Origin of the sequence: Thaumasiovibrio clandestinus (genome assembly GCF_047250365.1) — a bacterium.
Classification (GTDB): domain Bacteria; phylum Pseudomonadota; class Gammaproteobacteria; order Enterobacterales; family Vibrionaceae; genus Thaumasiovibrio.
Window position 1 is genome coordinate 276,289 of sequence record NZ_JBLBVL010000003.1, and the last position, 12,821, is coordinate 289,109.

Annotated in this window: 14 protein-coding genes and 1 riboswitch; of the genes, 5 read left to right on the plus strand and 9 right to left on the minus strand. The window is 44.8% G+C overall.

The features are described from left to right. Positions 1–76 precede the first annotated feature (76 nt). Both asnA and ACKLNH_RS06860 read left to right on the plus strand, forming a co-directional pair. Entirely contained in the window at positions 77–1,084 is a 1,008-nt protein-coding gene (gene asnA, locus ACKLNH_RS06855; RefSeq protein ID WP_413111508.1) for an aspartate--ammonia ligase, read from the plus strand. A gap of 215 nt (positions 1,085–1,299) precedes the next feature. Then, entirely contained in the window at positions 1,300–1,734 is a 435-nt protein-coding gene (locus ACKLNH_RS06860; RefSeq protein WP_413111667.1) for a C40 family peptidase, read from the plus strand. Positions 1,735–1,794: 60 nt separating this feature from the next. On the opposite strand, the gene ACKLNH_RS06865 is transcribed toward ACKLNH_RS06860, so the two are convergent. Next, entirely contained in the window at positions 1,795–2,127 is a 333-nt protein-coding gene (locus ACKLNH_RS06865) for an Hpt domain-containing protein (RefSeq protein ID WP_413111509.1), read from the minus strand. Positions 2,128–2,339: 212 nt separating this feature from the next. On the opposite strand from ACKLNH_RS06865, the gene ACKLNH_RS06870 reads away from it, so the two are divergent. After that, positions 2,340–4,010, plus strand: a complete 1,671-nt coding sequence (locus tag ACKLNH_RS06870) for a response regulator (RefSeq protein WP_413111510.1) — start codon at positions 2,340–2,342, stop codon at positions 4,008–4,010. Between the two features lie 88 nt (positions 4,011–4,098). On the opposite strand, the gene ACKLNH_RS06875 is transcribed toward ACKLNH_RS06870, so the two are convergent. From ACKLNH_RS06875 to ACKLNH_RS06885, 3 genes are all read right to left on the minus strand, one after another. Further along, the gene (locus ACKLNH_RS06875) at positions 4,099–5,283 is read right to left on the minus strand and encodes a phosphoglycerate dehydrogenase (protein ID WP_413111511.1); all 1,185 of its coding nucleotides are present in this window, start codon (positions 5,281–5,283) and stop codon (positions 4,099–4,101) included. A 65-nt stretch (positions 5,284–5,348) separates the two neighbouring features. After that, on the minus strand, positions 5,349–6,464 hold the full coding sequence (locus ACKLNH_RS06880; protein ID WP_413111512.1) for a phosphoserine transaminase: 1,116 nt from the start codon (positions 6,462–6,464) through the stop codon (positions 5,349–5,351). Between the two features lie 400 nt (positions 6,465–6,864). Continuing rightward, on the minus strand, positions 6,865–7,437 hold the full coding sequence (locus tag ACKLNH_RS06885; RefSeq protein ID WP_413111513.1) for a hypothetical protein: 573 nt from the start codon (positions 7,435–7,437) through the stop codon (positions 6,865–6,867). Between the two features lie 236 nt (positions 7,438–7,673). Between ACKLNH_RS06885 and ACKLNH_RS06890 the strand changes: the two genes are divergently transcribed. Both ACKLNH_RS06890 and ACKLNH_RS06895 read left to right on the plus strand, forming a co-directional pair. Further along, the gene (locus ACKLNH_RS06890) at positions 7,674–9,044 is read left to right on the plus strand and encodes an NfeD family protein (protein ID WP_413111514.1); all 1,371 of its coding nucleotides are present in this window, start codon (positions 7,674–7,676) and stop codon (positions 9,042–9,044) included. A gap of 26 nt (positions 9,045–9,070) precedes the next feature. After that, on the plus strand, positions 9,071–9,838 hold the full coding sequence (locus tag ACKLNH_RS06895; protein ID WP_413111515.1) for a slipin family protein: 768 nt from the start codon (positions 9,071–9,073) through the stop codon (positions 9,836–9,838). A 154-nt stretch (positions 9,839–9,992) separates the two neighbouring features. Here the strand turns inward: ACKLNH_RS06895 and moaE are convergent, their stop codons facing one another. The 5 genes from moaE to moaA all read right to left on the minus strand — a co-directional run bounded on the left by moaE (position 9,993) and on the right by moaA (position 12,686). Continuing rightward, on the minus strand, positions 9,993–10,448 hold the full coding sequence (gene moaE / locus ACKLNH_RS06900) for a molybdopterin synthase catalytic subunit MoaE (protein ID WP_413111516.1): 456 nt from the start codon (positions 10,446–10,448) through the stop codon (positions 9,993–9,995). Position 10,449: 1 nt separating this feature from the next. Further along, positions 10,450–10,689 (minus strand): molybdopterin converting factor subunit 1, encoded by a 240-nt coding sequence (gene moaD, locus ACKLNH_RS06905; RefSeq protein ID WP_413111517.1) that lies wholly within the window; start codon positions 10,687–10,689, stop codon positions 10,450–10,452. Further along, positions 10,676–11,170: a cyclic pyranopterin monophosphate synthase MoaC gene (gene moaC / locus ACKLNH_RS06910; RefSeq protein ID WP_413111518.1), complete on the minus strand. Its 495-nt coding sequence runs from the start codon at positions 11,168–11,170 to the stop codon at positions 10,676–10,678. Before moaC ends, moaD begins: the two co-directional genes overlap by 14 nt. Further along, positions 11,158–11,685, minus strand: a complete 528-nt coding sequence (moaB, locus tag ACKLNH_RS06915) for a molybdenum cofactor biosynthesis protein B (protein WP_413111519.1) — start codon at positions 11,683–11,685, stop codon at positions 11,158–11,160. The genes moaC and moaB overlap by 13 nt, the downstream gene beginning before the upstream one ends. Before the next feature lie 14 nt (positions 11,686–11,699). Further along, a complete protein-coding gene (gene moaA / locus ACKLNH_RS06920) occupies positions 11,700–12,686 on the minus strand; it encodes a GTP 3',8-cyclase MoaA (protein WP_413111520.1) in 987 nt (328 codons plus the stop codon). After that, a riboswitch (molybdenum cofactor riboswitch) is annotated at positions 12,675–12,807 on the minus strand. (Overlaps the previous gene by 12 nt.) Positions 12,808–12,821 lie beyond the last annotated feature (14 nt).

The window sequence follows — 12,821 nt, forward strand, 5'->3', positions numbered from 1 at the left end:
GTTTAATGTATTTGAACTCAAAATGATAAGCCATGGTAACGGGAATGTTGCCGTGAGAATGTAAGGATACAATCTAATGAAAATAACTTTTCCCACCAATTATTCATCTCCGCTCTCTTTACGTGATACTGAAGTTGCGATTAAAAAGTTGAAGGACTATTTTGAGTCTGCGCTTGCTTATGAGTTGTATTTAACGCGTGTGTCAGCGCCACTGTTTGTTAAACCAGAAACGGGGTTAAATGACAACCTGAATGGAACTGAGCGTCCTGTCTCATTTGACTTGGCTGACGATGATAATGCTTGTGTTGAAGTGGTCCACTCTCTTGCGAAATGGAAGCGTATGGCGTTAGCGCGTTACGGCTTTGAACAGGATGAGGGTTTGTACACTGATATGAACGCTATTCGCCGTGATGAAGAGTTAGATAATCTACACTCGATTTATGTGGATCAGTGGGATTGGGAAAAATCGATTGCAAAAAGTATGCGTACGCCTGAATACCTGAAACAGACGGTGGGCAAAATTTATAACGCGTTTCTAAAGACAGAAAAATATATCAATCAAGAGTATCCAGTACTCGATAAGTGGTTACCTGAAGAGATCACGTATATTACAACGGAAGAGCTATTGCAGCGGTACCCCGATGCAACACCGAAAGAGCGCGAAAATGCGATTTGTAAAGAGCACAAAGCGGTATTTCTAATGCAGATTGGTGGCAAGCTTTCCAATGGTGATATTCATGATGGTCGCGCTCCTGATTATGATGATTGGTCACTAAATGGTGATATCTTGTTTTGGAATCCAGTATTAGAGTGCGCTTTTGAATTGTCTTCGATGGGCGTAAGGGTTGATGAAGCGGCGTTAACCCAGCAATTAAGCATTGCTGGTTGTGAAGATCGTGCCAATTTACCGTTCCACCGTGGTGTTTTAAGCCAAGATTTACCTTACAGTATTGGCGGCGGGATAGGTCAGTCACGTATATGTATGTTCTTTTTACATAAAGCACATATTGGTGAGGTTCAAGCATCAATTTGGCAAGATGAAATGATAGCGGCATGCGAGGAAAAGGGCATCGTACTCCTTTAATTCAGCCTCTTTTATCTGTTTTATCAAAATATTAAGCCGGCATTACGCCGGTTTTTTGTTTTGGGAGCGTGTTAATACATTAAGTGGCATTTGCTGGGCAGCCGAGTATATTCTGCTAATCTCATCATGTAATGGTCGTCATCCTTGAGGGTTGGCGAGATTTGGGCTGGATTCCAGGAAGTAAGGGTGGGGTGGGTTTGTTGAAGTTTGTTTTTATGGTCGTACTCCTTGGCTTGGTGGGTTGTAGCCATACTCCTGATTTAGATAATCGTTTTAACCGCGAGGATTATTTAGCTGTTTATGAACAGTGGCAAGGTGTTCCTTATCAACTTGGAGGAACGAGTCAAAGAGGGATTGATTGTTCTGCATTTATGCAGCAATTCCACCGTGAATTGGCATTCCCGATAGAATTGCCTCGCACGACGAAGCAACAAGTTAAACTCGGAGAAAAAGTCAGTTACGCAAAGCGACAAGCAGGAGACTTGGTCTTTTTCAAAACAGGACGAAACGTTCGCCATGTTGGCGTATTGCTTGATTCGGATATATTTATTCATGCATCAACCAGCCGAGGTGTCATGCAATCAACATTATCGAATCCATATTGGCAGTCGACCTTCTGGCAAGTCAGGCGACTACCGGACCCTTTGTAACTATCATGAGCGCGAATGCCAACCCTAATCTACGATATAATTATGCTAGCTTCTATGCCGTTAGTTTGAAGTGCTTAGACTGTTAAGTTGTTGATGAATATTAGCCAGCTCTGCATTAACAGGGGTGAGGAGGTCTGCATTTGGCAGGCGTCCATCTCTCGCCATACTTTCTATATCATCTAGACTTTTCACGACATCTTTTTCGCACATCGTGCGCAGTGCCCCTTTTAACGTATGTATGGTGTGATGAAGTGCTTGGTGGTTTCCTTCTGCTACGTATTGAGCAATCAAGTTTTGATCATTTCCATGTTCTTCGAGATACATCATGATGACTTGCTGCAGGATGTCATCGTCACCACCAGTGAGTTCGCTGAGTTCGTCAATGTCTATCATTTTCCTTTCCTAATTTTGTTCATATTCATTACGTGATACTACGTCAGTTGCATATAGGTTAATGTAGCTCAAAAATGAGAATGGTGTTGATAACTTTTGGTCGATTGATGCATAGAGCCAGTAACTAAGATTAGATAAAGATATGACTTGTTTGATAATTTGCTAACTCAGGAACCACTCACTATATTTAAGGTGTTGCATAGCGGTGAGTAATGATGATGAAAAGGAGTGTTGACAAAAAGTCCTCCATTAACTGGTCAAAGATGGTTGTTTTGATTATTGATGATAACCGAGTTTCTTCTACGTTATTAAAAAGCGAGTTGAATCGAGTCGGTTTTGGTGCCGTTTCTATTGCATCAACATTAAATGATGCGGTGCGTTTTTGTCGTGGGCAACATTTCGATTTTCTCTTAATAGACTTTCACCTTGATAGTGGGATGAAAGGTAGTGTTGTGGTAGCTGAACTGCGTAGCAAACGCCTTATTGATAGCACGAGTGGTGTTGTGCTGATGTCAACGGATAGCAGCTCCGATATCGCAGTAAACGCCTTGTCATCGCATTTTGATGCGTTTGTGACAAAACCGGTGAATATTCGTGGTTTAGTGGTAAAAATGACGGAAATAAGGCAAGCGATAGCTGCTTTGTCACCAATCCGAGTGCATGAGGAGATAGGTGATATACGAGCTGCGGTGGTGGAATTAACGCAACTGTGCCTACGCTATCCATCGAATTATCGCTATGAATGTGAACTGCTCGATATGCTAGAGCGCCATCAGCTATGGAGCCAGCTAAGCGACTGGTTCATGATGCATGAATCTCACCACTTACATCAGCGCCGCGAGTTGTCTAAAGCCCGATATTATTGGCATATAAAGGAACCAGACGTAGCGATACGTATTTTGGTGAACCTTATTAGTTGCAAACCACGCTATATTTTCGCTTACGACACCTTGGTAAGCTTCTATGAACAGCAGCAGAATTTAACGCAGGCGATGCTTTATAGCGAAAAAGCCATTGCGCTATTTCCAGCCAGTTGTGATCGGTTGGTTAAATTAAGCCAGTTAGCGTCTGATGCGCACGATATCGAGCGTGTGCTTTGTTCTGGAAAGGCATTAGCCAAGCATTTGCCTACCACCTCTAGCGATTGGTATCCGATCTATTGCAGCTATATGGATGCACTAATGGCACTGTTCGTTACTCTGCCTGCCAAGGTATCGAGGCGGCATGTGTTAAATCACCTCCGCATCATTGAGGATCGCGCGTGTTTCCTGCTATCTAAATCGGATGGAGTGTTGTTAAAGTCGACAAACTTGATATCGATTGCACATGGGGTGCTACCTTATCAGCAATATCATGAGGCGCATGTCAGGCTAATGATCGGCTTAAGCCCATATTTTTCGCGTATGCATGTACTCGATGACAGGCTCTTGCGAAAAGCCCTAGCTGTTAGCATTGCGACGGGTGAGCGTTGGTTAGTTTGTAACATTCGTCAAATATTAGATGCGCGTGATAGTGGTGCTGCGATAGCAATAGATAAGACTCAAGACCTTAATAGTGAGGACTACCATCTTGGTTGTCGTCAATTACATCGTGCTCATCAGCTATTTGAAAGCCAGCCTATAGCGGCATTAGCGCTTTGTCGGCAGTATTTATTGCGTTATCCAGAATCGGTCGAAGCCAAACTATTGGTTAACTCACTAGAGCTGCGACAAGCAAGCATCGGTTCTGCATTAGCAACAGATGTTATTGATAAATTACCGCTTCCGAATGCCCTTAAGCAGTGGAATAGAGAAATGGCTTCAGATAGATCTAGCCATGCGAGGCATATTTATTTACAGGAGCTATGTCGTCAGTGCCATGCTTCTTGCCAACTTAATCGTTGACCTTTTGAGTAACAATTTCACGGAAACGTTCCCCACTAAGATCGGCAATTGGGCGCTTCCAATTGCCGATTAAACCGGATGATAGTGCCTATTGTGAAGCGGTACGCAAGTAACGAACCTTAATGACAGCGTCTAAAGATTCAATACAATCAATCACTTCTGTTGATGCCGCTTCTTCAATATCCAAGATATTGTAGGCAATATTGTCTCTACTTTTGTTGATCATATCTGCGACATTTATCTTCCTTTCCGCGAGAATAGACAGCACATCCCCTAATACGCCGGGGATATTCTGGTTACAGAAGGTAATTCTATGTCCGGTACTGAGAGACAGTTCGGTATGTGGGAAGTTAACTGAGTTTTTAATATTGCCATTGAGCAAAAATTCACTGAGCTGCTCAGCGGCCATAACCGCACAGTTGTCTTCGGCTTCTTGTGTACTCGCACCCAAATGAGGCATGAGTAATATGTTAGGGTGGTTAAGCAGCTCTGGTAAAGGGAAATCACTGATGTATTTCGCCAGTTTCCCTTGTTCGATCGCTCCTAGTAGTGCTTGGCTTTCCACTATTTCGCCTCGAGCAAAATTGACCAGCACAGTGCCAGGTTTAATACAACTTAGTGTTTGGGTATTGAGTAACCCGATTGTTGCTGGTGTTGCCGGAATATGAAGCGAAATGAAGTCTGATTGGCTTAATAACCCTTCCAGCGTATCCATACGTTTTACGGTACTTGGCAGACGCCAAGCGGCATCAATAGAGATTGATGGGTCAAACCCCAATACGTTCATACCCAAGTCGATACCACAAGAGGCTACGCTAGCCCCAATGGCGCCTAGTCCAATCACACCAAGGGTTTTGCCTGTTAACTCGCAACCCTTAAAATGCTTTTTCTTCGCTTCGACGTGTTGGTTAAATATCGCGTTATCTAGATTGCTATCTAGTGTGTTGATGTACTGCATGCCTTCCGCGATACCACGGCAACCTAATAAGAGGGCAGTTATCACTAACTCTTTTACAGCATTCGCATTAGCGCCGGGTGTATTAAAGACCACAATGCCTTGTTGTGTGCAGTACTCAACAGGCACATTGTTTGTGCCGGCTCCGGCGCGAGCGACAGCAAGCAATGAGGATGGACATGCCTGTTCTGCTAATTTATGACTGCGTAATAAGACTGCATGAGGGGCGGAAATGGTTTCTCCAATATCAAATTTATTCGCTTTTAGTTTATTGATACCAAGTGGAGAGATGTGGTTGTAGGTTTGAATATTGTACATTGGACGTCCCTGTTACACGTAAGTAAAAAAACGCAAGGAGAATCGCCTTGCGTTATCGCTTGTTGCTAAAGGGCTACTTCCTGATATGCCCATTCCAGCCACGGAAGCAGTGCTTCAATGTCTGATTGTTCAACGGTGCTGCCACACCAAATTCGCAATCCAGCAGGTGCATCACGATAGGCTCCGATGTCATAGGCAACGTGTTGCCCCGCGAGTAACTTGATGAAGGCTTTGGTTTGGTCTGCATCGAGTTTTAAACAAAAACAGACACTGGTATTAGAGCGGGTGCAGGGGGTTTCCGCGAGAAAATCAATCCAAGGTGTGCGCTCGACAAAAGCGCTTAACACGCTAAGGTTAGCTTCAGATTTAGCGATGGCTGCACTCACGCCGCCGATACTTTTTACCCAGTCTAACGCATCTTGATAATCGGCAACGCATAACATAGAAGGCGTGTTAATTGTTGCACCTTGGAAGATCCCTTCGATAAGTTTGCCTTTTTTGGTTAGGCGGAATATTTTGGGCAGCGGCCAAGCGGGGGTATAGCTTTCTAGTCGTTCTACTGCACGCGGACTAAGAATAATCATACCGTGGCCACCCTCGCCGCCGAGTACTTTTTGCCAGCTGAAGGTTGTTACATCGAGTTTGTCCCAATCCATTGGCATCGCAAATACGGCAGAGGTAGCATCACAAATGGTAAGCCCTTGGCGATCGTCGCGTATCCAGTTGGCGTCAGGGACTTTAACCCCCGATGTGGTGCCATTCCAAGTGAAAACGATATCATGATCAGCATGGGTTTTATCGAGAGCAGGTAACTGTCCATAGTCAGCGCTAAAGGTATTCACTTGCTCCAGTTTTAGTTGCTGAACAATATCGGTTAGCCACTCATTACCAAAAGATTCCCAAGCGCAGACATCAACAGGGCGTGGACCTAATAGATTCCATAGCGCCATCTCCATTGCACCCGTATCGGATGCGGGCACAATACCGACGCGATAATCCGCTGGAATACCAAGTAATGCTTTTGTTTCTTCTATGGCTCTTTGTAATGCACCCTTGCCAACGGCCGCACGGTGAGATCGTCCGAGAGTACTGGTATCAATTGCACTTAATGCATAACCCGGGCGTTTAGAACACGGACCTGAAGAAAAGTTAGGGTTGTTGGGTTTTACTGTTGGTATCATAATTCATCCTGAAAATATATTTCCTATAATAAACTTATTTCCATTTAAGGATATAAAGCCAATATAGTTAAAAAATGAAGGTGATAATAATTAAATACAATAAAAACTCACCTGAGCATTTCTACTGAAATTACAGTTATTTCTAATCTATAATGCGAGGCATTGTGCAATAATGCAGATTAAATAGAGTATTTCAGTTGGGAAGAGGCATAACGTATATATTGCATCACGGCTGTCATTTTCAACTAGTACAAAATGTAGCATGAAATTAGTGGCGGTATCCACTTTTGTTTAACGAATAAATGAAAGGAGCATTTAAACCAGGTATTAAGGCAATAAACGGCGAGAGTGAGCTTGCAGGGTGATACCTGTGTAACCGAGGGCTACACAGGTATTGGGGTTATTCTACCTTTAGGCCTATTTCACCATCATGCTGGTTCAAAACCATTTTTTGTATATTGAAACCACACACCATTAGAATTAAACACCAGTTCAGGTAAGGTAATTTAGCGTTATTAAGGCTGCGTTCGAACTGCTCTGGTTTCCAAAGAAAGCCCTTCGCAACATTTTCTACTGTCAGGCCAGTAAAGGCGTTGTCAGATATAATACGCTTAAACTCTTTAGGCTCAGGCATGACAAAGTCGCAGTATGGCTTAAACGCTGTGGGCTTAAATGCTCGCATGACTTTTCTGGCATCAATTGGCTGCAATGACTCAATATGTTGGATGTTTGGTCGACCAATAAGCGCGGCAAGAAAACACCAAACTGGGTACGGGATTGTCGATATGGTATCAGGGTCTCTTTTATAGCGTGCAGTCCAATCAACCAGCTTCTTCTCTTGCATTCCTGTCAGGCTAGCCAGTAGCTTCGCTTCATAGCCTTTGTCTTTCAGCAAGTTGACGATTTCAGCCACTTCAGAAACGAAGGGTTTAGACCAGCGGTGTGCCGGGCTAAATGTATTTTCTCTAATCATATCACTCAGTATTTTTGGGCTGCACTAACGAGGTACAGAATATCTTAATTGCTACGGATGATACGAGATATTGAGGGCATGTCCAGCTTTAATCATGGTTATTGTTTGTTGGGCTGTACGCCTTACTTTGTATTCATTTCGTTACGCCTTGATTGCGCTAACTCTCTTTATGGCTTGTGGCTTCAGCACTAATGACACTATGCTTGATAGTAATGTGGCGTAAATAGGGAGCCACCATGAAAAACCTAATCGTACTGATTTTATTTTTGCTGATTGTCATGCCAGTTCGAGCGGATGATGTCTGGATAATTCCGATTGATGGCGCGATAGGGCCAGCTTCAGCCCACTTTGTTGTGACGGAAATCGAGTCTGCTCAGCGAGAAGGGGCGAGCTTGGTCATTTTGCAGATGGATACACCCGGGGGGCTAGATGCCGCTATGCGAGATATGATTCAAGCCATTACTAACGCATCTGTCCCTATTGCAACTTGGGTTGGACCTGCTGGAGCGAGGGCGGCGAGTGCTGGCACTTACATCTTATTGGCCAGCCATATTGCGGCAATGGCAGAGGCCACCAACCTTGGCGCAGCGACACCGGTTTCGTTAATTGGTGGAACACCAAAGTCACCAGCATCGGATGACGATCAAACGACGGAAGATGACAATAACGATACAGCAACAGATGACCCTAAAGCCGTACCAGCAAAAACTGCCATGGAGAAAAAAGTAATCAATGATGCGCGTGCCTACATAACAGGGCTAGCGCGTTTGCACGGACGCAATGCAGAATGGGCTCAAACAGCGGTGAGTGAGGCGGCCAGTATTGATTCACACGATGCAGCGGATTTAAATGTGATCGACTTTGTTGCTAATAGCCTCGATGAGGTGGTTGAAAAAAGCCAAGGAAGGGTTGTAACACTGGATAACCATAAAGTGACATTGAGCTTTTCTGAGATACGTTGGGTGGAACGTCAGCCAGATTGGCGAGCTGAGTTGCTGGCAGTGCTGACCAATCCCAACATTGCCTATTTATTAATGATGATCGGTATCTATGGCATCATTTTAGAGTTCTATAATCCTGGCATCGGCTTACCTGGTATTTTAGGTGGCATCTGCCTCTTGCTAGCCATGTATGCATTGCAAATGCTACCGCTAAATTATGCTGGATTAGCCCTGCTACTACTCGGTATTGTGCTGATGATAGCGGAAGCATTCAGTCCGAGTTTTGGTCTCTTTGGGCTGGGCGGGATAGTCGCGTTTGTCTTTGGATCTATCTTTCTGTTTGACAGTGATATACCTGGCTTTCAAGTCGCCCTACCTTTAATTGCCGGTATTAGCCTGTTCTCAGTGTTGGTAATTATTCTCATGTTAACGCTGTTGTTGAAAGTTCGGCGTCAAGGCGTAACAACTGGCGCGGAAGTTATGATAGGAAAAACCACCGTGGTCGTAGACGAGTTGGCCGATGGACGGGGAGAGGTATTGCTAGGTGGAGAGCGTTGGTCTGCGGTTTCTTCACTACCTTTAAAAAAAGGGCAACAGGTAATAGTTACAGAGCTAAAAGGCCTAACATTGGTGGTCAATATTCTTGATCGAACACGCATAGATTAACTTGCATTGATAGATTAGGGGGAGACATGATTCTCTATTCACTGGCGGTGGTATTAGCGCTAATTATTATTTTACTGTTTAACATGTTTAAGGTCCTGCGTGAGTATGAGCGGGGCGTGGTATTTTTCCTCGGGCGATTTTATCGGGTTAAGGGACCGGGTCTGGTGATTCTTATCCCATTTATTCAACAAATGGTCCGAGTTGATTTACGTACTATTGTGCTTGATGTGCCGTCGCAGGATTTGATCACCCGTGACAATGTGTCGGTAAAAGTGAATGCGGTGGTCTATTTTCGTGTATTAGATCCGCAAATGGCGATCAACAATGTAGAAAGCTATTTAGAAGCAACAAGTCAGCTGTCTCAAACCACGTTGCGCTCTGTTCTGGGCCAGCACGAGTTGGATGAACTGCTATCGGAAAGGGAGAAGCTCAATAAAGATCTGCAAGGCATATTGGATCAACAAACGGATGACTGGGGCATTAAAGTGGCCAATGTCGAAGTGAAACATGTCGATTTAGATGAAAGCATGGTAAGAGCATTGGCGCGTCAGGCGGAAGCAGAGCGAAATCGTCGTGCCAAGGTGATTCATGCTATTGGTGAGTTAGAAGCCTCGGCCAAATTAAGTGAAGCGGCGATGGTACTAAATAAAGCCCCCAATGCAATTCAGTTACGCTATATGCAAACGTTGACAGAAATAGCCAACGAGCGTTCATCGACCATTGTTTTTCCCATCCCGGTTGATCTTATCAGCAGTCTAGTTCACGGTAAAAAAGCGCGAGATGAGGAGGGTTAATCAGCATGATAAGGCCTAATGTCGTCAGTTTAGTGAGAGGCATTGGGCTTTATGAGAAAATCCCAATGCAATTAACGTCAGTGCCAAGAGAAATAATACGTAGTTGCTAACCATAGAGTTCACTGAGCCACGGTTGCGGTTGATCAAGAAACTTTTAGTTTGCGTTCTTCCATTTGGCTTCTGCGTGTTTGTCTTTCTCTTCAGCTTCTACCCAGACGTCTTCGCCTTGCTGGGTTGTCTCTTTTTTCCAGAAAGGGGCACGTGTTTTCAGGTAATCAATAATGAACTCGCTGGCGGCAAATGCTGCTTTACGGTGCGGACTAGAAACGCCAACAAAAACAATTTGATCGTTAAGTGCTAGCTGCCCAACGCGATGAACAACAATCGCTTGCTCTATAGGCCAGCGTTGTTTTGCTTCACAAATAATTTCATTCAGTGCCTTTTCTGTCATGCCGGGGTAGTGTTCTAACAGTAATCCTGTAACATCTCGGCCTTGATTGAAGTCTCTGACTTTGCCCACAAAGCTCACTACACCGCCTACGCTGGGAGAACTGGCGAGTTGGTGATAAAGCGTGGCAACATCGAAGTCCTCGTGCTGAATAATAACCACATTAGCCTCCCGTCACAGGGGGAAAGAAGGCAACTTCATCGCCAGCATGTATCATGGTTTCTGGTGTTGCCATACTTTGGTTAACCGCAACTAGCGTATGTTGTAGCGCTTTTTGCCATGGCATGCCACGTGCTTCCAATGTGGCTTTAAGATCAGCGACACTAGTTTTGCTAATATCCAATGTTAGTTGTGATGTAGCCAGTTGTTCTTTCGTCGCTGCAAAAAATTTAACCGTGATCATCTTGGCTCCCATTGTAAAAATCGCCTGACTTACCCCCTGTTTTTTCTACTAACTGTAGTTTGCTAATACAAATATCTTTTTGTATTGCTTTACACATGTCATAGATGGTTAACGCAGCAACAGACGCTGCGGTTAGGGCTTCCATTTCAACGCCTGTTTTTCCTGTTAACTTACACAAGGTTTGAATGTGAACTTGGTGTGTGTCAGGTAATGGGGTTAAATCTACCGATACCTTGGTCAGCATCAAGGGGTGACATAACGGGATGAGAGAGGCGGTTTGCTTGGCGGCTTGTATACCAGCAATACGCGCAGTCGCAAAAACATCGCCTTTATGGTGTTCACCATTCAGGACTGTGTTGAGCGTGTCGGCCGACATGTCAACATAGGCTTCGGCTCGAGCAGTGCGGACGGTTTCCGCCTTAGCGGAAACATCAACCATGTTGGCCTCGCCAGCTGAATTTATATGCGTTAGCGCTGACATAGGCGGTTTCTCAAGTGTGGCATGAAATTACACGGCTTATGTGTTGCATTCAGTTGAGATTGGATAATTCCTTCCCAACCTGTGCGGCATGCGCCAGTTGAGCCCGGAAGGGCGAAGATAACGGTCTGATTGGCATACCCGCCTAGCGCGCGTGATTGGATGGTTGAAGTGCCGATCTCTTCATAGGAGATGTGACGAAATAGCTCACCAAACCCTTCGATTTCTTTATCAAATAAGACAGAAATTGCTTCCGGTGTTGTGTCACGCGCGGTAAATCCGGTGCCACCGGTAATGATCACGGCGTCGACATCATCACTAGCAATCCAAGTAGATACTGCCGCGCGGATTAAATATTTGTCGTCGATGACGATTTTTTTCTCTGCGAGGTGATGCCCTGAATCTTTTAATGCATCAACGAGATAAGCGCCAGAGGTATCAGTTTCTTCATTGCGCGTGTCTGATACAGTTAAGACAGCAATGTTTGCGGGTGAAAATTCTTTCGGTGCGTGTCCCATGATTATTTTCCTTTTTATCCGCCGATTGAAGCAAGGTGAGGAGTGTGGCCACTACTGCCTTGATGCAAAAAATGATGTTCGGCTTTATGGTGCAAGTTATACTGAATGAGTTCTTGTAGTTCAGTTTGTTGTTGTGGTGTTTGGAGTAAGTGTCGTAGATCGACCCCGTCATCTCCAAATAAACACAGATGAAGTTTGCCGTTGGCTGAAATGCGCAGTCGATTACATTGTTGGCAGAACCCTTTGTCATAAGGGAGGATCAGTCCAATCTCTCCAAGGTAGTCAGGATGGTGATAGACCTCGGCAGGCCCATCGGTAATATCGCGTGGTTTTAGCTGCCAGCCGTCGAGAATGAGTTGGTGACGTATCTCTATACCTGACTGGTGGAAGCGTTGAAAATAGTCATTCATATCGCCCGTTTGCATTAGCTCAATAAAACGAAGCTGAATAGGGTTGTCTTTTACCCATTGTTTAAATTGAGGGAGCTGGGGTAGTGTCGTATCTTTGAGCAGAACAGTATTCACTTTAACCGTTGAGAACCCACATTTTAGCGCTGCGTCAATACCACGCATGACATCATCAAGGCGATTCTCGCCTGTTATTTGATGGAACTGACGCGGATCTAAGCTATCGACACTAACATTTAATTTCGTTAAGCCAGCGCTACGCCATGCGTTGGCTTGCTGTGCTAAGCGGTAGCCGTTTGTCGTGGTGGCAACGTGTTTAATTCCTGGGGTTGAAGCGATGGTTTCAATGATGTCGCAGACATCTCTGCGCATTGATGGTTCGCCGCCAGTGATACGCACTTTTGTTGTACCACATGCAGCAAAGGCGCGCACGACGTGAGCGATTTCTTGTTGTGACAAAAAGCGGTTCGGGGGTTGTGTCTTCTGATATCCATTCGGCAAACAGTACTGACAGCGAAAATTACAGCTATCTGTTATGGACAAGCGCAAATAGTAAAACTGCCGATCGAATCGGTCTTTTAGTTGTTGTGCCATGCATTACCTTTCCAAATACGGGAGGTGAGTCGATTTCTCTTTTCACCCTGATGACCTAGTGTCATGGCGTGGTCGACATATGACATTGTCACTTAGTCAACAACGCTCGGCTCGCGGCTAAACGTGCAAATTTTG